At 61.7% G+C, this 21,876-nt stretch carries 21 protein-coding genes; 10 read left to right on the plus strand and 11 right to left on the minus strand.

Annotated features, from left to right (window positions below):
- Nucleotides 1–4: 4 nt before the first annotated feature.
- From BGP00_RS12290 to BGP00_RS12315, 6 genes are read right to left on the minus strand one after another with little or no spacing between them, the layout of a single operon-like run.
- On the minus strand, nucleotides 5–673 hold the full coding sequence (locus BGP00_RS12290) for an NAD(P)H-dependent oxidoreductase (protein ID WP_168602787.1): 669 nt from the start codon (nucleotides 671–673) through the stop codon (nucleotides 5–7).
- Between the two features lie 11 nt (nucleotides 674–684).
- Nucleotides 685–2,004, minus strand: a complete 1,320-nt coding sequence (locus tag BGP00_RS12295; RefSeq protein ID WP_292689482.1) for an MFS transporter — start codon at nucleotides 2,002–2,004, stop codon at nucleotides 685–687.
- Nucleotides 2,001–2,837, minus strand: coding sequence for a hypothetical protein (locus BGP00_RS12300; RefSeq protein WP_292689483.1), 837 nt, complete (start codon nucleotides 2,835–2,837; stop codon nucleotides 2,001–2,003). The genes BGP00_RS12295 and BGP00_RS12300 overlap by 4 nt, the downstream gene beginning before the upstream one ends.
- Nucleotides 2,834–3,577, minus strand: coding sequence for an aldolase/citrate lyase family protein (locus BGP00_RS12305; RefSeq protein ID WP_292689484.1), 744 nt, complete (start codon nucleotides 3,575–3,577; stop codon nucleotides 2,834–2,836). The genes BGP00_RS12300 and BGP00_RS12305 overlap by 4 nt, the downstream gene beginning before the upstream one ends.
- A complete protein-coding gene (locus tag BGP00_RS12310) occupies nucleotides 3,577–4,494 on the minus strand; it encodes a DUF6282 family protein (RefSeq protein WP_292689485.1) in 918 nt (305 codons plus the stop codon). The genes BGP00_RS12305 and BGP00_RS12310 overlap by 1 nt, the downstream gene beginning before the upstream one ends.
- Nucleotides 4,495–4,505: 11 nt before the next feature.
- Nucleotides 4,506–6,716 (minus strand): TonB-dependent receptor, encoded by a 2,211-nt coding sequence (locus BGP00_RS12315; RefSeq protein ID WP_292689486.1) that lies wholly within the window; start codon nucleotides 6,714–6,716, stop codon nucleotides 4,506–4,508.
- A 149-nt stretch (nucleotides 6,717–6,865) separates the two neighbouring features.
- Here BGP00_RS12315 and BGP00_RS12320 point away from each other — a divergent pair, with 149 nt between their 5' ends.
- Nucleotides 6,866–7,804 (plus strand): LysR family transcriptional regulator, encoded by a 939-nt coding sequence (locus tag BGP00_RS12320; RefSeq protein ID WP_292689487.1) that lies wholly within the window; start codon nucleotides 6,866–6,868, stop codon nucleotides 7,802–7,804.
- A 138-nt stretch (nucleotides 7,805–7,942) separates the two neighbouring features.
- Here the strand turns inward: BGP00_RS12320 and BGP00_RS12325 are convergent, their stop codons facing one another.
- On the minus strand, nucleotides 7,943–9,130 hold the full coding sequence (locus BGP00_RS12325) for a hypothetical protein (RefSeq protein WP_292689488.1): 1,188 nt from the start codon (nucleotides 9,128–9,130) through the stop codon (nucleotides 7,943–7,945).
- Between the two features lie 188 nt (nucleotides 9,131–9,318).
- Here BGP00_RS12325 and BGP00_RS12330 point away from each other — a divergent pair, with 188 nt between their 5' ends.
- Together BGP00_RS12330 and BGP00_RS12335 are read left to right on the plus strand one after the other, a co-directional pair.
- Complete coding sequence (locus BGP00_RS12330) at nucleotides 9,319–11,493, plus strand: TonB-dependent receptor (protein WP_292689489.1); 2,175 nt, start codon at nucleotides 9,319–9,321, stop codon at nucleotides 11,491–11,493.
- A 2-nt stretch (nucleotides 11,494–11,495) separates the two neighbouring features.
- Nucleotides 11,496–13,172 (plus strand): alpha/beta fold hydrolase, encoded by a 1,677-nt coding sequence (locus tag BGP00_RS12335; protein ID WP_292925753.1) that lies wholly within the window; start codon nucleotides 11,496–11,498, stop codon nucleotides 13,170–13,172.
- Nucleotides 13,173–13,489: 317 nt separating this feature from the next.
- On the opposite strand, the gene BGP00_RS12340 is transcribed toward BGP00_RS12335, so the two are convergent.
- The gene (locus tag BGP00_RS12340; RefSeq protein WP_292689492.1) at nucleotides 13,490–13,858 is read right to left on the minus strand and encodes a hypothetical protein; all 369 of its coding nucleotides are present in this window, start codon (nucleotides 13,856–13,858) and stop codon (nucleotides 13,490–13,492) included.
- Nucleotides 13,859–14,178: 320 nt separating this feature from the next.
- Here BGP00_RS12340 and BGP00_RS12345 point away from each other — a divergent pair, with 320 nt between their 5' ends.
- The 3 genes from BGP00_RS12345 (at nucleotide 14,179) to BGP00_RS12355 (ending at nucleotide 14,851) form a co-directional block, all read left to right on the plus strand.
- Entirely contained in the window at nucleotides 14,179–14,364 is a 186-nt protein-coding gene (locus BGP00_RS12345; RefSeq protein ID WP_168602798.1) for a hypothetical protein, read from the plus strand.
- An 8-nt stretch (nucleotides 14,365–14,372) separates the two neighbouring features.
- Nucleotides 14,373–14,582, plus strand: a complete 210-nt coding sequence (locus tag BGP00_RS12350; RefSeq protein WP_310013322.1) for a hypothetical protein — start codon at nucleotides 14,373–14,375, stop codon at nucleotides 14,580–14,582.
- Nucleotides 14,583–14,719: 137 nt separating this feature from the next.
- Nucleotides 14,720–14,851: a hypothetical protein gene (locus tag BGP00_RS12355; RefSeq protein WP_292689493.1), complete on the plus strand. Its 132-nt coding sequence runs from the start codon at nucleotides 14,720–14,722 to the stop codon at nucleotides 14,849–14,851.
- 129 nt (nucleotides 14,852–14,980) lie between these two features.
- Here BGP00_RS12355 and BGP00_RS12360 read toward each other — a convergent pair whose 3' ends face one another.
- Nucleotides 14,981–15,466: a MarR family winged helix-turn-helix transcriptional regulator gene (locus BGP00_RS12360; protein WP_292689494.1), complete on the minus strand. Its 486-nt coding sequence runs from the start codon at nucleotides 15,464–15,466 to the stop codon at nucleotides 14,981–14,983.
- Nucleotides 15,467–15,539: 73 nt separating this feature from the next.
- On the opposite strand from BGP00_RS12360, the gene BGP00_RS12365 reads away from it, so the two are divergent.
- On the plus strand, nucleotides 15,540–16,676 hold the full coding sequence (locus tag BGP00_RS12365) for a serine hydrolase domain-containing protein (RefSeq protein ID WP_292689495.1): 1,137 nt from the start codon (nucleotides 15,540–15,542) through the stop codon (nucleotides 16,674–16,676).
- 379 nt (nucleotides 16,677–17,055) lie between these two features.
- Nucleotides 17,056–17,706 carry a BON domain-containing protein gene (locus tag BGP00_RS12370; protein ID WP_183628253.1) on the plus strand — a complete coding sequence of 217 codons (651 nt, stop codon included), beginning with the start codon at nucleotides 17,056–17,058 and terminating at the stop codon, nucleotides 17,704–17,706.
- A 183-nt stretch (nucleotides 17,707–17,889) separates the two neighbouring features.
- Here the strand turns inward: BGP00_RS12370 and BGP00_RS12375 are convergent, their stop codons facing one another.
- Both BGP00_RS12375 and BGP00_RS12380 read right to left on the minus strand, forming a co-directional pair.
- Complete coding sequence (locus tag BGP00_RS12375; protein WP_292689496.1) at nucleotides 17,890–18,696, minus strand: universal stress protein; 807 nt, start codon at nucleotides 18,694–18,696, stop codon at nucleotides 17,890–17,892.
- 79 nt (nucleotides 18,697–18,775) lie between these two features.
- Nucleotides 18,776–19,771 carry a zinc-dependent alcohol dehydrogenase family protein gene (locus BGP00_RS12380; RefSeq protein WP_366556808.1) on the minus strand — a complete coding sequence of 332 codons (996 nt, stop codon included), beginning with the start codon at nucleotides 19,769–19,771 and terminating at the stop codon, nucleotides 18,776–18,778.
- 170 nt (nucleotides 19,772–19,941) lie between these two features.
- On the opposite strand from BGP00_RS12380, the gene BGP00_RS12385 reads away from it, so the two are divergent.
- The gene (locus tag BGP00_RS12385; RefSeq protein ID WP_168602804.1) at nucleotides 19,942–20,436 is read left to right on the plus strand and encodes an Hsp20/alpha crystallin family protein; all 495 of its coding nucleotides are present in this window, start codon (nucleotides 19,942–19,944) and stop codon (nucleotides 20,434–20,436) included.
- Between the two features lie 316 nt (nucleotides 20,437–20,752).
- Nucleotides 20,753–21,763, plus strand: a complete 1,011-nt coding sequence (locus BGP00_RS12390) for a universal stress protein (protein ID WP_292689497.1) — start codon at nucleotides 20,753–20,755, stop codon at nucleotides 21,761–21,763.
- Nucleotides 21,764–21,876 lie beyond the last annotated feature (113 nt).

Consider the following 21,876-nt stretch of genomic DNA (forward strand, 5'->3'; position numbering starts at 1 on the left):
CGGGTCAACCCTGCAAGCCCTTTACAGCGTCGCTGCCGCAAACCTCGTTCAGGCGGCTTTCCAGTTCGCGCAACATTGCTGCGCGGTCTTCGGGCGTGACGCGGGGCGCGGCATAGGCCACAAAGGGGGCCTCGACGGCGTAGCCCAGATAGCGCAACTGACAATGGTGCAGCGGCCACAGCACCTTTTCGATGGAGCCATAGGTGCCATCCTCGGAAAAGCGCGCCGCCGTCCCGCCGGTGGTTATCGCACAGAGCGCAAGTTTGCCCGCGAACAGCGCCGTTTCAAACCGCGCGCCGTCAACATAGGCAAAGCCATAGGCCATCACCTTTTCAAACCAGCTTTTGAGCAGGGCGGGCGGGCCGCCCCACCACAGGGGAAACAGCAGCAGCAGCAGGTCTGCCTTTGCCACCAGCGCCTGATCCTGCGCGATGTCGGCGCTGAACGTGCCCTGTTCGCAGGCGATGCGCTGCTCGGTCTGATAGTGGAAAAGAGCCGGATCGGAGAGGGCGGAAAAATCCCCGCGTCCGGCGGGTGGGGCCGGGGGGCGGGCATAGAGGTCGATCACGTCCATCGTGTGGCCGCTTTGCGCCGCAGTCCTTTGCGCCACATCCAGCATGGCATGGGTGAAGGATTGCGGCTCTGGGTGGCAATAGACCGCCAGAATGTTCATGATTATTTTCCTTAACTGACTGTGTCGGCGTCTATCGAGGCCCGCGCCCTCCAGAAGGCCAGACCGGCCGGCAGCGACACCGCGCTGATCGCCACCAGCGCCAGCCGGAGCGCATCCTTGCTCTCCATCGCCATCGCGTTACGGGCATGGTCGCTGATCATGCCCACCAGCGGCGGGCCAAGCCCAAGACCCACCAGATTGACGATCACCAGAGTGACAGCGGACACGGTCGCGCGCCGGCTGGCTCCTGCCACGCCCTGACAGGTGGCATGCATCGGGCCGAAATAGGCGTTGATCATCGCATTGGCGAAACCCAGCGCCAGAAAGGCTGTGGCAAGATCATGCGCGCAAAACACCACCAGAAAGGCCGGGATCGAAAGCCACCCGGCCAGAGCGGGCACCGTGACATAGCTTTTGAGCGAGGCGCCATGAAAACGGTCGCCCAGCCACCCGCCCAAAAATGTGCCTACCGCGCCTGCCAGCCCGACCGTGACGCCAAAGGCAAGGCCCAGAAAGCCGTTCGCCTTTAGCCCCAGCCCGGCGGCCAGAGCGGCCAGTTCAGGACCATGCGCACGCAGGAAGAAGGGCGCGAGAAAGGCGCCCGTGCCATAGAGCACCACAGCCTGTAATGCGCCGCCCGCCACGGTCCAGCGATAGGTGGATGTGGAGAGAAAGGAGGCGAGCGAGGCGCGCAGCGGCTCCGCCGGTGCGGCGCTGGTCAGCAGGGGAAAGGTCCGGCGCGGCTCTTTGAGCACCAGCATGACCACCACCGCGATCAGCAGGCCCGGCGCCCCCGCCACCGCAAAGGTCCAGCGCCAGCCCAGCGCATCGCCCAGAATCCCGCCAAAGCCCAGCCCGATGAACGAGCCCAGCGGCAGCCCGGTCGAGAATATCGCCAGCGCTACGGCCCGCCGCGCCTTGGGCGAAAATTCGGCAATCAGCGAATGCGAAGGGGGAACCCCGCCCGCCTCGCCAATGCCTACGCCAAGGCGGCATATCAGCATTTGCGTAAAGGACCCCGCCGCCCCGCACAGCAGCGTAAACAGGCTCCACACCGAGAGCGCGATGGCGATCAGGCGCGGCCGGTCGGCGCGTTCGGCAAAGCGGGCGATAGGCACCCCCAGCAGCGAATAGAACAGCGCAAAGGCAAGGCCGGTGACAATGCCAAGCTGCGTATCGCTGAGCGCCAGATCATGCTTGATCGCTTCGGCCAGGATGTTGAGAACCTGCCGGTCGACGAAATTGAAAATATAGACCAGTGTGAGCAGCAGCAGCGCAGAACGACGATAGGCGCGCGATGTATCGACTGCCTCTTCGGGTCGATGCTTCATTCCTTGTCCCCCTCCGTATCGGCAACGGGATATTCCGCCCCGTTGCAGACATAGCCCAGATCGCAGAAATCGCGCCGGGGGGGCGAGAAAATATCGACCAGTTGGTTGTTGCCCGGCGCGGTCGAGCGGCTGGTGTGGATGACTGTGGCGGGAATGACCAGCAATGAGGGGCTGCCGATGGCCAGATGTTCGTCCTCGCGCCAGTCGGGCAGTTGCTTGGACCATGGATAGCGCAAGGAATGCACCCATTGCCCGCTCATCGCAAAGGAGCCTTGTTCGAAATCGGCGTGGGAATGCGGGCTGAGCGCCATGATGTCGCGCGGGCCGTCGAAATCGAAAATATTGATCATCAGATTGGCGCTGCGAAACATGCGCATCGGGCGGTCGCGGTAATCCTCGACGCGGTAATGGCGCAATTTGAACCCATCGTGGGGCGCGGGCCATGGCCGCATGGGGGCGACTTCGGGCGCGCCGTCGGCATAGATGTCGGCATTGGCGGCCATCGCGGCCAGATCCTGCGCCGCGATGGAAAAGAGGCGCAGCACCCGGCCTGCGCCGGTCATCTCGATCAGGCTGGGGCCGGGGGGCAGGATAACCACAGTGGCCGCCGCGCCGCATTCCACCACATCGCCGCCCGCCGTAATGCGCGCCATGCCATCGGGGAAATAGACGATGCTTTCATCGGGATTGTCGCGTTCAAGCTTGGCCCCGGCGGGAAGGCTGGCATAGACCACCACGAAATTGGCGCCGCGCATGATCCATTCTCCGGGCGCCTGCGGGGCTGTTTGGGACAGGTCGAACCGGCTTGCCGGGCGTGTCTGGGCAAAAGTCATGCTTGCTGCTCCTGATGGCGGGGGCAAAGGGCGCGGATGTCCGAAGCGGCGGCCAGCGCCGAGGCGCGCAGGAAGGATTGGTCGGAACCCACGATGATGTGGCTGGCGCCCATGGCGATGAAGGTGCCGGCTTCTGCGGCGCACCCCACCACCACGATGGCCGCCTTGCCATGGCTGCGCGCCAGCGCCAGCACATCACGTGTGGCCTCCATAACCTCTGGGGCATCGGGCCGGGTCAGGCCCATGGACAGCGCCAGATCGGCCCGGCCCACCACTACCCCGTCCAGCCCCGGCGTGGCGATGATCGCTTCGGCCTCGGCCACGGCCTGCGCGCTTTCGATCTGGGCATAGATGCGGGCGCGGTCGCCCAGCGCCATGGCTTCCTCGATGGTGGAGGCGCCATAGCGGCCAAAGCGCGGCGAATTGGAAAATCCGCGTGCGCCTCCGGCAAAACGCGCCGCCTGCACCAATTCGGCGGCATGTTGCGCGCTGTCGACATGGGGCACAACCAGCCCCGCCGCGCCAATGTCGAGCGCCCAGAGCACGCTGGTGGCCGACCGGTCGGCGGTGCGCACGAACAGGTCCAGCCCCGCCGCGCGCCCGGCCACCATCATCAGATCGGCGGCGGCCCGGTCGAACGGCCCATGCTCGGCATCGACCACGCCAAAGTCCAGCCCCGCCAGACCCAGCAGTTCGACCACCTGCACCGCCGGCGTCTTGATGAAAGTTCCCACCAGCATCAGGCGGTCGCCGCCTTGTCCAGACCCATCAGCCTTGCCGCATTGCCGCTGATCATCGCGCGGATCTGGCTGTCATCATAGCCCAGATCGATGCAGATGCGGATGACCGAGCGGAAGCCTTCGACCGGCGAGGGGTTGTTGATCTGCCCCAGATCCGAGCCAAGGATGGTCTGTTCCACCGTGCCCGCCTTGATCAGCCCGTCCAGCGTTTCGGGATCGAAGAAGCGGAAGCGGGAATCCTCGACGAACATGCAGATGCTGTGTTCGATAAAGGCTCCATCGGCCACCAGCTCGCCGATATCGCGCAGATTGGCGTCGATCACGAAAGTGGGATGCTGCACCAACCGCCGGTTGACCCCGCGCGCCTTGGCTTCCTCGAACAGCGGCCAGATTTCGCTGATGTGAAGATGGCCTGCGGACAAGACCGCATCGGCCGCTGCAATCTGGTCGAGGATGAATTTCACCTCATCCTTGATCCGCCCCATATCGTCGACCACGGTCAGCATTTGCGGTTGCAGCATTTCCTGCGTGGTGGGCAGCGAACGGTGGCGATGATCGTGACGGATGTGATTGCCCGCCGAAAAGGTCGGCATCCACACGATATTGGCCCCCAGTTGCAGCCCGTGTTCGACCGCATAGCGGTTCAGCCCGCCCGTCGTGTTGTTCAGCGGGACGCCCGACAGCATGGTGATGCCAAGATCAGCGTAATGCTTTTCCAGCAGCCGCACGACCGGGGTGACCGAATAATAGTGGTCCTTGAACAGCACCGCGCGCAATTGGGCCTGCGATGCCTCGCGCAGCGCCTCAATATGGTCGATCTCGCGCGGCATGACCGAGGGGCCGCTGTGGCAATGCAGGTCGATCGCGCCCACCAGCAGCGCATCAATCCGCGCGTCGAGTTCCGTCTTGTCGTTCATGGGGCTTGTCCTCAGAAATGGAGGTTGAAACGCGCGCCGAAGGTGCGGGGCGGACGCAATTGATAGGCCTGCACATTGGCGGCATGTGTGGCGTTGCTCTTGATCACCGCATCGGTCAGATTGTTGACATAGACGCCCAGATCCCACGCCCCGCCTTCGGGTTTGTAGGTGGCGGTCAGATCGTGCTGCCAGACGGCCTTTTGGATGTCGTCGGGCAGATAGTTGAAGCCGGTGATGGTGGAGCTTTGGAAATGGGCACGCCAGCCAAAGGTGATGCCCGCGCCTGACGGCAATTCCACCGTCTGATCGGCGGTCAGGTTGAGCGACCATTGCGGGGCCTGCGGCGGGCGCTGGCCGCTGCAATCCACGCGCAACTGGGGCGCCGCACCGCTGGTCTGGCACAGGAATCCGGGCTGGACCGGCAGCGATTGCACATAGGTCAGGCTGTTGAACACCGCGTCGAGATATTCCACCTGCGCGCCCAGACTGGTCAGGCGGGTCGGCTGATACTGCAGATCGACCTGAACGCCTTTGCTGGTGGATTTGCCCGCATTATAGGTGGGAAAGATCGTCGCGCCCTGACTGTCGAGGGTGAACAGGCTGACCTGCTGGCCGGTCAGGCCCCAGTGGAACGCCTCAAGATTGAGCGTCAGCTTGTTGTCGAGCAGGCGGGTTTTGGCGCCAAGGGTGAAGGCGGTGATCCGTTCCGGCTCAACCGAGTTGCTGTCGGTGGGCAGCACGACATGGCTGAAATAGAAGCCGCCCGCGTGGAAACCCGTGGCCGCGGTGCCATAGACCATGATGCGCGGCGCGACATCGAATTGAAAACCTGCGCGCCAGTTCGTTGCATCCCATGAACGGTTGCCCGCCAGCGGGATTTGCGACCCGCCCACCAGATCGGTCTGGCCGCCATTGGCCTCCTTGGTATCATGGGTATATCGAATGCCGCCCAGCAGGCGCAGGCGGTCGGTCAGGCGCAGCGTGGCATCGGCAAAGACCGCTGCGCTTTTGGAAATCTGGCGGTAATGGGCAATCGAGCCGGTCTGGTTGAAATTGTCGTAAATATAGCCCGCGTCCACATCATCCTTGGCCAAAAATGCGCCAAGAATCCAGGTCAGCCGCCCGCCGGCCTTTGAGGTGAGGCGGGTTTCGAGCGAATATTGGTCGTCATGTTCGGCAATGTTGAGAGCAAAGGCGTTGACGGCATAATAGTCCAGATCAGCATGGCGCCATGCCGGTTGCACGGTCAGCGTGCCGATCGGCGTATCCACATCGACCACCGCGTGCAGGCCATAGAAGTTGTTGTTGAAATGCAGATTGGGCGTCTGATAAGGCCGCCCGCGATTGCGCGCGGCGAAATAGAGCTGCCCGCGCGGCGAAAGATAGCCGACGCGGTCCTCGGCGGTGATCTTCTGGGTGCCCGCTGCATAGCCGTTGAAGAAGGACTGATCGACCAGCGCATAGCCGCCGCCCAATTGCCCCTGATAGCTGTAGTCGGCCGCCACCTTGATGCGCAGTCCCGCATGAGGTTCGGCATAGAACTGAAGGCGGGCCGAGCGCGCCTTGTCGTCCTGTTCGCCATCGTTGAGATAGCCGTCATGCTGGGCCGTCTGGAACGAGGCGCGCAGGGCCGCCTTGTCGCCCAATGCAACATTGAGCGTGCCGCGCGTGTCGATCTCGTTGTAATTGCCCACTGTCACGCCAAGGCTGCCCGATGTATCGCCCAGTTTGGGGGCAGTGGGGACAAAGCTGATGACGCCGCCTGTGGCGTTGCGGCCATACAGCGTGCCTTGCGGGCCGCGCAGCACCTCGACGCGAGCGAGGTCATAGAACTGGCCATTGCCCTGATACTGGCGGAACAGGGGCACGCCGTCATAGGACAGCGAGACCGCCGGATCGTTGAGCGAGGTGCCGCTGAGCGAGCCGACGCCGCGCATGAAATAAAGCGGCGTGGCGCCCGCTGCCTGCACGATCTGGACAGCAGGCACGATGCGCGACAGGCCGGTCATCGTGGTGATATTGGCGTTCTGGACCGTGGCGGTGGAGACCACATCGATGGCCACCGGGGTGCGCTGCACGCTTTCCGACCGTTTTTGGGCGGTAACGATGATCTCGCCGGGAGGAACGGCGCTGTCCTGAGCCTGTGCGGCCGATGGCATTAGTGCTGAAAGTGTAAGAGTAATCGCCAGCACGGAAAGGCTGGCTTCGCCGGAATGCCTCATGCGTCTCTCCCAAGATGCGCGTTTTCGATGCGCCTGCGTGATTTTATGCATTGCGCTCATCTGGTTCCTAGCGGCGGAATCACTTTGCGACTATCGGGGCGCTGCGCTTGGCTGTATTGCACGTTCTGCAATAATAGGAGCGATGCCCGATGCGCCCAGGCCAGTTGTCCGATATTCAGTATGACGCGCTTGAACTGTTCGAACGGGTGGCCCGTTCGGGCAGTATCGCGGCCGCCGCGCGCGGATTGGGCATTTCGGCCTCCACCGCCACGCGCAAATTGCTGACGCTTGAAAAGGCGCTCAATGCGCGCCTGTTCAAACGCACCACGCGCAGCCTGAGCCTGACCGAGGCGGGGGCGCTGGCGCTGGACTGGGCGCAGACGTCTTTGATTGCGCTGGAGGAAACGGCCGACGATCTGGCCGCGATCACGGGTGCGCCTTCGGGGCGGATACGCCTTGCCGCGCCCCATTTCGGCATGAACACCTATTTGCCGCCGGTGCTTTCCAGCTTTTCGCGCGCCTATCCGCGCATCAATCTGGAAATCGTGACCACCGACGATCTGGTCAATCCGGCCACCGACGGGTTCGACATCGTCATCCGCTACGGCACCTTGCCCGACAGCCGCAATGTGGCCGTGCGCCTGACCGAATTTGACCGTATCGTCTGCGCATCACCGGAATATCTTGCCGAATATGGCACGCCCAAAAAACTGGAGGATCTGGCTGTCCATCAATGCATCGTCCATCAGGGGCATGATGAAACGCGCTGGTCCTTTGAGCGCGAAGGGCAGTTGCTCCACCAGCCCATTCTGGCGCGGATACGCACCGACAATGCCTTTTCGATTGAAATGTTCGCCGTCGAAGGGGCGGGCATCGCGCGTCTGCCCACGATCACCGTGCGGCGCAATCTTGCCTGCGGGCGCCTTGTCCGGTTGCTGGACGATTATCAATGCGTCGAACCATCGGGCGACAAATCCAGCATCTGGGTGCTGCACAGCGGTCAGGACATGCCTTATCGGGTGCGCATCTTCATGGACCATTTGAAGGCGCAGATTCCGATGGCGCGTCAGGCCATCTATAATTCATGAACGGGTCGAAGTTGCCTCGGTCATCAAGGTCTGCTGACGGCGGAATAACCCCTGTTCTTTTTCAACCGGCCTGAGCCGCGCCAACAACGCTTGCCCGACTTGGGCATTGGCGGGGCGTCGTGCGTCAAACAGACTGCGCTACCAGCAAACCCCCAATGCGGTCTGGCACCGGCGGTGTTCCCGCGCGCTTTGGCCGGTTCTGCCCTGCTTAAGATTGAGAGAGATGGAGCGGCTCGCATCGAACAGTTCGCGCGCTTGAGGATCCGGCAGATCGGCGCTGGAAAGGCGGCGCAGCAGCAGTGTTCCGGCAAGGCATTGGGCCAGAAGGTGCAGCACAGGACTGTCCGCCATCAGGGCGATTTCGCGCTGGAAAGGATACCATGCCAACCCAACCTCTGTGGCATCGCGCGCCTGCGCCATCGCGCCGAGCGCGCGCTCCACGCGTTCACCGCCGCGTTCGCCAATCCGTTGGCAGGCCAGATCAATCATCCCGATATTGATCTGTTCAAGCATTTCGCGGCATGCATCAAATGACACACCATGGGCGGAAAGGAAGGCATTGGTCATCCGCGCCGCTTGCGAGACGGAGCCATCGCTGCCGACAACTCCACCGCCCCGACCTCGCTGCAGCACGACCTTCTGGTGGTCTTCGAGCATTCGCACGGCCTCGATCACGATCTCGAGCCGAGTGTCATAGCGTTCCGCGATGGCGTCCAGCGACCCCAGATGGGTCGCCTTGCCGCGATCAGGCGCAGCGGCCAGTTCACCCAGCAAGCGGTCTGCGATCACCTGGGATTTCCGACCGCAGCCAAAGATTGGCGCAAAAACATCCGCCGCGGGTCCGGCCGATTGCGCTTTGTCGATCTGGGCCATCGTACTGTTCAGCCATCCAGACAGGGCACCCTGCCTGTCGCTCAGAAGAGGCCGCAGCAGATCGCGTGCTTCATGGATTGCGCGGGGTGTGACGGCGCCATGCGCCGCAAGCACAAGCGACCGCGCGGCCTCTTCGGCAGTGGGCGCGGTCGGTCGCAGCCCGCCGGCGCCCTTGCCGCCGCGATGGGGCGCCATCACCCCGCGCTGTTGCAGTACCCGCGCCGTTTGCCGCGCCATGCGGCGGCCAATGGCAAAGGTTTCGCACAGGTCCGCCTCTGTCAGCGCCTTGTTCGGGGCGCCGCTCGACCAAAGCCATTGCTCGACCTTGTCAGCCACCACCGAAGGCCCGGTGGCGGCCAGTCTGCCGCCAGTGACCACACAACCGAACAACTGCCGCGCGCGCAGGCTCTCCGGCGTATCATCTGCGCTCAAGGCGCTGGCGGGCCTGCTCATATCCGGCATCCTCGTTCATGGCTTGTTTTGTTCTTTCGGCACACCGATCGCTGCACCGCCGATTGCTATGTTCTAACACCGCCTGATGCCGAGAAATAGGCCGCTATTTTCCGATTATCGAAAGTTGCAGGAACTCCGCATGGAAAGGGGCGCCACATAAGGCGGACCCCACATCGGAGAGATGGATCATGAGGGCAACGATTTCGATGGCGGCGCTGGCTGCAACGCTGGCGGCAACGCCGGTCATGGCGCAGCAGACAAGTGACAATGCAAAGCCCGCCGCCGCGACCCCTGGGGAGATCGTGGTGACCGCCCAAAGGCGCACGGAAAGCTCGCAAAAGGTGGCCATTGCGCTGACAGCCCTCTCCGGCGACCAGATGGCGGAAAAGGCGGTCGTCGTGCAGCGCGATCTGCAAAATATCGCGCCGGGCCTCTCCATCGTCAAGGCTGGTCTGACGGAATCGATCAACATTCGCGGCATCGGCCTTGCCAGCGGTTCACCCCAGGTGGCCAATGGCGTTGCCAGCTATGTCGATGGCCTGTTCCAGCCTCCGATCACGCAAAGCTTCGACCTGTATGACATCCAGAGCATTGAAGTGCTGCGCGGGCCGCAGGGCACACTGGTGGGGTCGAATTCGACCGGTGGGGCCATCTTCATCAATACAAAACGCCCTGAATTGGGCAAACTGGGCGGCGATGCCACGGCCGAATATGGCAGCTACAACAATGTCCGGCTCAATGGGGCGCTCAATGTGCCGGTCAGCGACAACTTCGCCTTGCGCTTTGCCACAAACCATCACTGGCGCGATTCCTACTATACCGATCTTGGCCCCTACAAGAACCGGCCCGACAGTCTGAAGGAGCATGATGAGCGGCTCTCGGCCCTGTATAAATCGGGCGGATTTTCAGCCTATTGGAAGGCGGAATTGAGCGAGAAGTCCACCGGCGGCTATGCCTATCAGCCGATCGCGGGCACCGCCTTTTCCGCCGGGCGCCAATCTTCGCGCTACACCCTCAATTACGACACCCCGACCGCCAATTTCGAGCGCGCCTTCAACACGGCGCTGGAGTTGAAATATCAAACCCCGGGCGGCCTCGTGATCCGCTCGCTCAGCGGGTATCAGAACAAGCGGATCTGGAATGTCTATGATGTGGACGGGGCCAATCAGGCGCAGGCGCCCGGCCCCTTCGGTCCGCAGACCGAAGATCAGTATGTGCGCGAGCGTCAGATCTCGCAGGAGATCAACATCATTTCGCCCGACAGCAAGGCCTTCAACTATATTCTGGGCGGTTACTATCAGCACAACAAGATTGACGTCCTGCTGCACTATAACGGCACGGCGCCATTCCCCATTGTGGTCAATCCGATGAATGACAAGACCACGCTGGGCGTCTTTGCGCAGGCCAACTATCGCATCACCGATAAATTGGAAGTGCAGGCCGGCACACGCTATTCACATTACCATGTCGATGGCACCGGCGCGGTCTATCTGGGCGGCACTCCCCCCGCTGCCTTTCTCACCATCCCGCAGACCGGCACAGAGGGTGACGGTCGCATGACCGGCAAGCTGGCGTTGAATTACAAGCCTGACGGGAACAACCTGTTTTATGTCTTTGCCGCGCGCGGCTACAAGCCGGGCGGCATCAATCCGCCGGGCGGATCGTTCAACCCCGAAACCGTGTGGGATTTCGAGGCAGGCTGGAAGTCGAGCTTCCTTGACCGGCGCGTGCGCACCCAGCTTGGGGTGTTCTATAACAAATACAATAATTTCCAGATGGACGTGATCAGCCCCCTGTCGGGCCAGAACGGCGTGGTCAACCTCGCCAATGCTACCATCAAGGGCTTTGAGGGGCAAATTCAGGCCAAACTCGCGGGCTTTGGCCTGGATGCCGGGGTCTCCTATGTTGACTCGCAATTGAGCAGCGTTTCGGTGATCAACAAATGGCAGCCGGGCGCGGCCAATGCGCAATTGCCTGCCTGCACCGCCACGATCACCACCAATTGCTTTGCCTATCAGATCATGACGTCCAACGCCGGACCTAACCTGCTCTCGCCAAAATGGACGTGGAACGCAGGGCTGGATTACACTTTCCGGCTTGGCGAAGGGCGCACGCTCGTGCCGCGGGTCAATTACAGCTATGTCGGTTCGCAATGGGCCTACGTCACCTATCTTCCGCAATATGATCTGATCAACGCCCGGCATCTGGTCAATGCCAATATCACCCTGAACTGGGGGCGCTGGAAAGCGGAAGTTTATGGCACCAACCTGACGAAGGAATTTTTCGTCACCGGCCAATCGACCCTGAACGAGTTCTACAATGCCCCGCGCGAATTTGGCGTAAGGCTGGGGGTGAAGCTGTGATGATGGGGCAGCGTAAAACGGCGGTTGGTGTCGTTCTGGCCGCATTTATTGTCCTGCTCGGCGGCTTATGGCTGGCGGCGCGGGTTCAGGGCGGCCCCGATGTGCGGGTAGAGGCGGTTACCTTTACGGGGCGCTCGGGCGCCCACATGCGCGCCTTGCTGTTTCGTCCGGCGGCGGATGCCAAACGACCGGCACCGGGCATTCTGGCCTTCCACGGCTATCTCAACAGCGCCGAAATGCAGGGCAATTTTGCCACCGAATATGCACGGCGCGGCTATGTGGTGCTGGCGCCGGACCAGCGCGGGCATGGCAGCAGCGATCCGGCAACCTTTGCCGATGGTTTTGGCGGCCCTGACGCTTTGGCCTATCTGCGCTCGCTGCCCTTTGTCGACAAGGACAACATTGGGCTGGAGGGGCACAGCATGGGCGGCTGGGCCGTGCTGTCGGCGGCGGCGGCCTTTCCCGACGGCTATCGCGCGCTGGTGCTGGAAGGGTCCAGTGTGGGCGCGCCGTTCGCACCGGAAGGATCGACGACTTTTCCCCGCAATCTGCTGGTGGTTTACGGCCGGTATGATGAATTTGGCGGCTTCATGTGGGGGCCGGGCGCGCCAAGCGCAACGGGCACCAATCTCAAGCTGCGACGGACATTCGGCTCGGCCGCGCCGGTCGAACCGGGCAGACTTTATGGAGATATGTCCAAGGGCAACGCCCGTATGCTGCTGACACCGCCTGTGGTGCATGCGTGGCTGCATGAATCCTCCGCCGGCATCACGCCTGCGCTTTCCTGGTTTGCGCGCACGTTGCAGGGGGCAAAGGCGCTGCCGGTGGATGACCAGATCTGGCCTTGGCGCGAGTTGGGCGGCGCGCTGGCATTGGTGGCGGTGCCGGTGTTGATGCTGGGCGTGATGGCGCTGCTTTTGCCGGGGCGCATGCCTGCGCAGACGCAACCCGATACGTTGCCGCGCCGGGCGCATGCGGGCAGAATGGCGTTGTTCGCCCTGCTGCCCGCTGTGTTGTTTATTCCCCTCTCGGCGCTTGAAGAGGTGACCATCGGCCAGAACGGACTGTTGCGCCAAACCTTTACCAACCAATATGCGCTGTGGGCTCTGGTCTGTGCCGGGCTGGGCTGGATCATGGTGCGCCCCACCGCTGAACCTGCTGTCGGCGTCCGGCCGGGCAAAGCGGTTCTCGTTGCGGTTCTGGCGGTTTGCGCCGCCTATGGGCCCATCCTGCTGGCTGACCGGCTTGTCCATGTCAATCCGGCCTGGTGGTTCATCACCATCCGGCCTTTGACGCTGGCACGCCTGCGCGATTTTGTGGTCTATCTTCCCTGTTTCACCCTGTTCACATGGGCGACATTGCGCGCGTTGGACACGCTTTGGCCGCTGGATCAAGGGCGTGCCGCCATGGCTTTTTTCGGGGCCTGCGCCCTGCTGGGCGGGGGCTTTGCGCTGTTCCTGCTGGTGCAATACGGCACGCTTTGGCTGACCGGATATCTGTTGCTCGCCGGCGAAGGTTTGCGCACCATCACGGCCATTGGCTTTATCCCGGTATTCATCACCGTCGCGGGTTTTGGCACGGCATCGCGACGCTGGACGGGATCGGTGCTGACGGGGGCGCTGGTATCAGGCCTGTTCGTAACGTGGCTGTTTACCGCCACCCAGCCGATCGGCGTGTGATGCCGCGGGCGCCGGGCGCGGCCATGACAGGGCCATTGGGAGGCTAAGCGCTTGACCTTGGCAATGCCAGCGATCCGTCATGCCGATTGTGAACTGACCGATGGGCGGCGGCGTGAGGGAACGCCGCCCAATTCAGGATAACCCTTCCGGTCCGGTGGCTGCGCGGCCCCCGCACGCGGCCCATAATCGGACAATTCGCCAAGATGCCACTTGCCCGCCCGCGCGGTGCCATAACCGGGGCAGGGCCGTTTCATTGAACAACCCGCAGACGGCCTTTGAGAAACGCTTGGATGGTTGCCGCCGCTTTTGGACTGCAATCACTCGGTTCCCAAATGCCTGATTCTGGCTGTGCCGGCGGATTGGCGCAGGGCCTTGACGGCATCCACGCATTCCTCAGCCTTTTGATAAGGCCCGCCCGATGCGCGAACATGACCGCCCGGCGCGCACAGGCGCCATTGCCATTGCTCGTCCCCGTCCGTTGCGGAAACTCCGGGCGAGGGGACGGCCTGATAGATTTCAAAATAGGCTTCTGCGCGATCATTGGACACCCAAAGAGGAATGGAGCGCCATGGCGGCGTGCCGCGAAGATCGGCATGGCCGTCGCTGAAATCCATGTAGATGTGAGCTTCCTGAACGCCAAAACGGCATCGCAGACCGGAAAGGGCATGGTCGGGGAGGTTGGACATCGTGGTCCTCCTGCTTGGCAAGCGGGAGCACATATGTCTCTCTGTCACAGGGGAGCTTGCGGCCGGAAATCGCGTGATGGATCAATATACCATGGCCTGATCGGGATGGCATTTTTAATTTTTTGCGTGCAATCGTAAAATTTTCTCGCCTTATCGCACAGGATTTCAGCAATAAGACGCATTCTTTTCAATCATACAAAACTTATTCCATCTTACATTTTTCTGGATAACAGCTATATGCGAGGTATTGCGGAACTTCTCTCGTAGGCATCCGCGACTGAGAGACAAATGTGCTCCCGCTTACGCAAGGGAGCCTCGTCATGGATCTCAACCAGCTTTATTTTCGACACCAGCTTTTGCTCATGCGGGCAAATTCCGCCTCCGATGAGGCAATCGGCCTGAAATATGAGGCAAAGGCGGCAGGTGTCGCCCGCAGCATCATGGCCTTTCAGGAGGATCTGGGGGCTTGGGCGGCACGGTCCTGGCAGGCTGAGTGCGGCCAATGAGCCGCGCGATGAACATCGGTCTGCCCGAAGCGCAGGTCGCAGCCATGTGTGAACAGGCAGGCGTTCGGATTAGCGATATCGAAACCCTGCCCGCAGGAGGCACCCATCTGGTCTGCGTGACCAGCGAAGGGGCCGAAGAGATGCGCCGCCGGTCAAAAGGACATCTGATCGAAGGGCTGGTGAAGCGCTTTCCTTTCTATCACGCGCGGCGATACTGATCCGGCAAAGCATCCGGATTATGGCCCGGTCGGCAGATGGACCTGTTGGCCGGGCCGCAGACATCGGCGCTTTCGGGCAAGGCGGATCGGCGGGAGGGGCGGATCGGCGGGAAGAGCGTCGATATGGAAAATGAACCATGCCGCTGCTGATGGAAAAGGTGGAATCCGGATGCCCGGAAAAGACCTGCAAGGTTGCATCGAGCGAAGCGGTGACGGTTCGGATCGATATGGTCGGCAGGCGCAAAGGTGAGCAGATTGATGGGATATAGGCCGGACGCCTCGACACAGTCACGGTCGATAGGCCAATCCTATCCTCGATGATGCCACCAGCCCAAGGCGTGACCGCCTGTTCGCGGCGACGGGCTCCTGAGAACCGATCTTCGGCCAGCATTCCAGCTTTAGCCGCAAGAGCCGATCCGGGCGGCGATGCGGTCATGAAGCGATTGCCGCGCCAGCGCCTGCTCCAGACGCGCCAAAGCCTGGATCACCTCACCCGCTTCGGCGTCAAGCTCGCGCGCGGCTTCATCGAAAGCGCTCCACAGCGGCCGGAGCCGTTCAACGAGCGCTTCTCCCGATGGCGACAAGGCCAAGGTTCGACGGCGCGAGTCATGCTGGTCCGGTTTTGACAGCACAAGGCCCGCTTTTTCGAGCGACTGCCGGGTCTCGCTGATCGATGCGTGGCTGATGCCCAGTGCTGCGGCCAGCTCGCTCACCGACATCGATCCGTTCAGCGAAAGCTGGTTGATCACGCCGAACCAGCGTTGCTCGAACCTCAATCCCATACTCGCATAGATGCGGGTCGCGTCGGCATCGATCGCCGCGCTGAGGCGCCGCAATCGCGCACCAAGCGCCGCACCCTGCATCTGCGCCACGTAATCCTTCATCGCTCCTCCTCGTCATTGACATTTGCGTAGGCGCCTACCTATATAGCGGAAGATCATGAAATGGGAATAGACGATGATGCATGGCTCGCGGCGCGGTTTCCTTGGTAAAGCGGCTGCTGGGCTTGTCGGGGCGCTTCTTCCTTCGCCGGGGCGTGCGGCTGAGAATTTCGACGCTTTCGTGGCCGATCAGATGGCAGCGGCGCGCATACCCGGCCTCGCTCTGGGCCTTGCGCGGGACGGCGCGGTGTCCTTCACGCGCGCCTATGGCTATGCCGATCTGCGGCGGCATCGGCCGACGACGAGCGATACCATGTTTCATATCGCTTCGATCACCAAGGTGATCACCGCGCAGACCGTGATGCTGATGGTCGACGAGGGCAAGATCGCGCTCGACGATCCCATCGCGCGCCATCTGGACTTCGCGATCTTGGGAGAGGGGGCGTTGGCGATCACCTTTCGGCATTTGTTGACGCATATGTCGGGCATTTCCGATGAGCATTATTACGAGATCGACTTTCGGCAACGCGGTGTCGATTCGCCGATGGAGATCGGCACGCTGCTGCGCGACTATCTCGCCGCCGGAGGGCGTTACGCGCGTGGGGGCAACCTGAAGCAATTTCCGGGAGTTCAGTGGGACTACAGTAACATCGGCTATGCGTTGCTTGGCTATCTCGTCGGACGGATCGCCGGGCAGGACATGCGGGACCTGACGCGTGAACGTCTGTTCCGGCCGCTCGGGCTCGGTCATATCTCCTGGACCATTTCGGGAACGGCGGCGGGGCTGCGCGCCACCCCTTATGATCTCATCGAAGGAGCGGTCACGCCGGTTGAGCCGGTGGGCTTCCCCGACTGGTCGACGGGGATGATCCGCGCGTCGGTCAGCGATCTCACATTGCTGATGGCCGCAGCCGCGAATGGCGGCGCCATCCGGAATGCGCGGCTGTTGAGTGAGACGGGCATGGCGGAGATGCTCAGGATGCAGAAGCCGCCCGGTCTGGCGGACTGGCTGACCGGACAGGGCCTCGGCTGGCAGCAATCGCTGCTCGACGGGGTTCCTCGCATAAACCACTGGGGCGGGGATCCCGGAGTGTTCACCATGGCCTATCTAGACCCCGCGCGACGGACCGCCATCGTCATCCTGAGCAATCTGTCGGCCACCCGCGAAAGCCGCGCGGCGCTCAGGGCGATCGCCACCCGGATGCTCGCCTGACGAGATAGCTAACGCGCGCATATCCGCAGCATACCGGCGATGCCTTTCCGGCGCCGGTATGCTGGATCATGGCGCTGGGTCTTGCGATGCTGGGCTCGCTGGCGCCCAATCGCGCTTTGCGGTCACATTCCCGGCATAGGCGCGCAAGGTTGTGCAGCGTCCGGCAAGACCGCCTCTGCACCACTGTCTTGTGACAGCAGCCACATTGTCCGGCGTGGGGCAAGCGCTCCGAAAGCTCCGCGCGCCATGACCGCTCCGTAACATTGCGAATACTTGTGTCGGGGCCCGGTGGCCAGATTGTTCCGATCAAGCCTTTCAGGGGGGCAAATTCCTGCCGACATAATATCAAGATTTACAGATATTTAGGAGTTGTAATGCCATGAAAACGGATGTCCAGTTGCAAGGCGATGTCGTCGCTGAGCTCGAATGGGAACCGAGCATCGACCAGGCAGACATTGGGGTTGCTGTGGTTGATGGCGTGGTCACGTTGAGCGGTTATGTGAAGAGCTATGCCGAGAAACTTGCGGCCGAACGGGCTGCGCGGCGGGTCAGCGGGGTCAAGGCGATCGCTCAGGAATTGCAGGTACGCTTCAAAACCGACCCCAAGACGGCCGATCATGAAATCGCCAAGCGCATTGTCGATATCATGCATTGGGCTGTCCTCATCCCTGAGGATCGGATCCATGTGACGGTCGAGCATGGATGGGTAACGCTGACCGGGACAGTGGATTGGCATTATCAGCGTGATGAAGCCAGTCAGGTCGCCGCTCGGATCAGCGGGGTCACCGGCGTTTCCAATAACATACTCGTCGCATCCCATGTATCTTCGCCGGAAGTGCGCAAACGAATCCAAGATGCCTTTGAGCGGCAGGCCGATCTGGATGCGGCTGCTGTCACCATTACGCTGGATGGCGGGAAAGTGACGCTTGGCGGCAAGGTTCGCGCACCCTATGAGCGGCGCGTTGCCGAACAGGCGGCATGGGCAGCCCCCGGCGTCACGCAAGTGGAAGATCACATCATCGTGCTGTGATGCCCGCAAGGAGGCGCAGAGCCATTCCATGCGGCCAATCATTCCAGGTTCGCCCGGGCTTCTTCAATTGCGATTGCGGACGCCCGGGCGGTTTATTGTGCGTGACGGGTGTTTGGCCTGCTGTCGGCAGGATGGACAGGGCTGATCTGTCCTTTGCCGTCAGCCCTTCGCCAATGACGGTTTTCAATGGGCCAGAACAACGGGCCGATCGCTTTTCGCCAGTATCGAACGAGTGACACCGCCAAAAAATGACTCAAGGGTGGGCGAGTGCCCATAGGCGCCCATCACGATATAGGCGGCATTGGCTGAACGCGCTCTGGTGAGGATTGCGGCATAGATTGTATGGCCGCTTTCGATCTGGACGGTTTCGACAAGGGGATGAATGCCGTGACGGGACAGATAAACGGCGGCTGATTCAGCGGCAAAAGGGCCATTGGGTTCATTGGCATCCATCATGATGACCTCGCCCGCAAGGCTCAGCAGCGGCACGGCGTCATGCAGGGCCTGATCGGCCTCGCGCGAACCATCCCATGCAACAAGGGCGGTTCCTTTCAGATCGAGACTCTTGCAGCCTGTGGGTACCGCGACGATAGGCCGCCTTATTCCGCTTACAATCCGGTTGACCAGATGGCGCAGTTCCACTGGATCCTCTTTGTCCAGATTGCTGGACAGGACAAGGATGTCCGCCTGTCCGACCGCATCCTCGATGGCTGTATCGGGCATCCCGATCACTCTGTGCCAGTCCCATGAAACACCTTCGCGCGCGAGATATTCGGTGATGCGGGTGCGATTGGCGGCGGAGCGGTCATGCTCTTCGCACACCAGCTGAGTGGCCGCCATGCTGCTGTGGGAATCGGCCGCCACCATCGGAAGCAGTTCGACATCGAGGCAGACAAGGTGTCCCTCGAGCGCTCTCACCATATCAAGCGCGACCTGAAGGCGGGCTTCCTGACCTTCGTCATCATGAACAAGCACAAGGATGTTTTTCATAGATTGCACTCCGAAAGCGAGATGCAAAACTATCCGCGCCGGGCACGCCCACCATTGGGAAAGATACCGATATGAGCGGTCAGGGAACCAGCACAAATGCTCCCTCTACCTCACCCGCGCGGAGCCGGTTCAAGGCTGCATTGGCCTCAAGAAGCGGCATGGACGTCACTTTTGTGCGGATCCGGGCCTGTTCGGCCAGTGCCAGAAATTCGGTGCCATCCGCTCTGGTGAGATTGGCAACGGACAGGATGGCCCGCTCTCCCCAGAGGTCGTTATAGGCGAAGGAAGGTATGTCGGACATATGGATGCCCGCACAGACCACCCGGCCGCCCTTGCGTATATGTCGCAGCGCGGTGGGCACCAGCGCACCGACCGGAGCAAAGATGATGGCGGCATCCATCGCTTCGGGGGGAGCTTCGTTCGAACCTCCGGCCCATGCGCAGCCCAGACTTCGCGCAAAGGCCTGTCCGGCAATATCGTCGTCACGGGTGAAGGCGAATACCTTGCGCCTTTCCCAAACGGCGAGCTGGGCCAGAATATGGGCCGCCGCGCCAAAGCCGTAAAGGCCAAGGACGGGCGCCTCGCCGGCCATTCTGTAGGCTCGATATCCGATAAGCCCCGCGCACAGCAAAGGAGCGGCATGGATATCATCGAAGCTGTCGGGAAGGCGAAAGCAGTAGTTCGCATCGGCAACACAATGGCTGGCAAAGCCGCCATCACGCGAAAACCCGGTAAAGAGCGGAGCATCGCAGAGATTTTCACGATGACTGGCGCAATAGTGGCATGTGCCGCAAGTCTGGCCGAGCCATGGTATTCCTACCCGCTCTCCGATTGCGAAGGAGGACACGTCGGCCCCGATCTTCGCAATTTTGCCGACGATCTCGTGCCCCGGTACAATGGGCAGCCCGTTGCGAATGTCCCCATCCACCACGTGCAGGTCGGTGCGGCACACGCCGCATGCGGATATGGCGACAAGGACTTCTCCCGGCCCCGGCTCCGGGATTGGTCGGCTTGCAGGCCTGAGCGGCTGGCCCGGCGTATCAAGCTGCATGGCACGCATGGTTGATGTCGACATAGGGCGCCTCCCAAAAGCCTGCCGGTAAAGGTGGCCTGCCCACCTGTTGTGCGGCCATCCGTATCATACCCGATATGGCAGCCCGCGGCCACGGCGTAGCCCTTGGATCAGCCCGGTCCGGCGCAGGATCCGAGGGCCGGCTGTCCCACCACCAATTCCAGGAGTGCATCATGAACGAGCAGACGAGTGTTCCCGTCCTGGGCACAAAGCAGGCTGTTGAAGTGAAATCCGGCGGCCCGATCAACTGGTTGCGCGGCGAGATCGACCGATTGTTCGATGACCTTCCCTTTGGCAGGACCATGCACGGACTTCTCACATTCCCGAACATCTCGCTCGATACCATGCCGGTTACCGAAATGGTCGAGAAGGACGGCGGTTATCTGCTTTCCGTCGAGATGCCGGGGGTGCCGGAGAAGGATATTTCGATCGAACTCGACAATGATGTTCTGACGATATCCGGCGAGAAAAAGGCGGAAACCGAGACAAAGGAAGCCGGCTATATCATCAGCGAGCGCAGCTACGGCGCGTTTCGCCGCCGCTTCACTTTGCCGCGCGACGTGGATCCGGCCTCGATTGAAGCCAGGATGAAGGACGGGGTCCTCAAACTCGAAATGAAAAAGGACAAGGATGCGGATCAGCGACTGCGCAAGATCGCAATCGGCTAGATCCGGCCATCGGCGGGCGGGGCGGCAAGGCGCATTTTGATCGTCTTTGCCGCCTGCCAACAGTGTGCCTGCCTTTTCATCCTGTCGTGACAATCGGCCGGTCCGGTCGCAATGCTTGTTTGTGAAATTCAATTAAATAATTGAATTAAAATATAAATAATGACGCCGTATCCGGTTTTGCAAGCCTTACCCGTAACATTGCGGATAACGCCGATCAGCCCATTTGCCGAAGTTTTGGTCCGCAACCATGCGTGAGCCTTTGCCGGTCTTTCGGGCAATCCCCGCATCCCCTCTTTCAGCCCAAGGGCCGTTAATCATGGCAGTCTCGTCCAATCCGCATGACTTCGTTCTCAAGGCATCGGCAGAAAGTCCGGTGATCGCTTTTGTCGATGGTTCGCGCCATTCGCGCGACGTCGTGCTGGCTGCCGCCGATTTTGCCAGGTCCAGCGTAAGGCCGTTGATCCTGTTTCATGCCATGCCTGAAGCATCCGATCTGTCGGCCATTCCCGATCCTCTTGCCTGGACCATGCGCAGGCAGGAAGCGCGCAGGGAACTTGCGCGTTGGCGAGATATGTTGCCACAGTTGCCTCAGGCTGTTTCGGTGGAGCTCAGCGAGGGTGACTGGCTCAATGCGCTGGGCCATCGGGCCTGCGAGGCGGGCGCCCTGACCGTGATCGGTTCTCCCCACGCCGACGAATATCGCGAAACCACCGGGCAGGTGGCCAAGCTGATTGCCGACTCCCAGCTTGGTTCGGTCTTGCTGGTGCCCTCCGGCTATACGCCGCGTGAAGTCATGATGCGGCGCATTGCGGTGCCTGTCGATGGTTCCAATTATGCCGAAGCGGCCCTTGCCGAGGCGGTCCGGCTGGCCCGGAAATCGCAGGCGGAACTGCTGCTGGTTCATGTCGTGCCCGACGGCGCGCTCACTGAATTCGGGCCGCTGGCGACCGGCGACATCGAACTGCGCAAGCGTCTTGACCAGCGCAATGAACAGGCGGCCTGCGGATTTATGGAATCCACCCGGCGCCGCCTGATCGATCAAGGACTGGCCGCGAGCATCCTTTGCACCAAGGGCGATACGCGCAGCACCTTGCTCAGGGTGCTAGGCGAATTGGCGCCTGATCTGGTCGTGATTTCGGCCAAAGGGCAAGGCGGCAGGCATTGCAGCGATCTGTCGATCGGGGGAACGGCCAGCTATCTGCTCGATCATCTGGATTGTCCGGTGATGCTCGTCCGCCCGCCTCGACCGATCGCCGGCCGCGCCAACGTGCATTCACAATTGGGCGCCCATGGGCCGCGGAGCCCCATCGCGCCCCACACTGCCTGATGGACCCCGCATCAGAAGATCCAGTCGCCTGTCATGCATGGGAGACCGGCAAGGCGCACGCTTTGGCATGCCGTCCCGGACCGCCGCGATCGGTTGAAGCCTGGGCGCGCATA

Origin of the sequence: Novosphingobium sp. 63-713 (assembly GCF_001898925.1) — a bacterium.
Lineage (GTDB): Bacteria > Pseudomonadota > Alphaproteobacteria > Sphingomonadales > Sphingomonadaceae > Novosphingobium.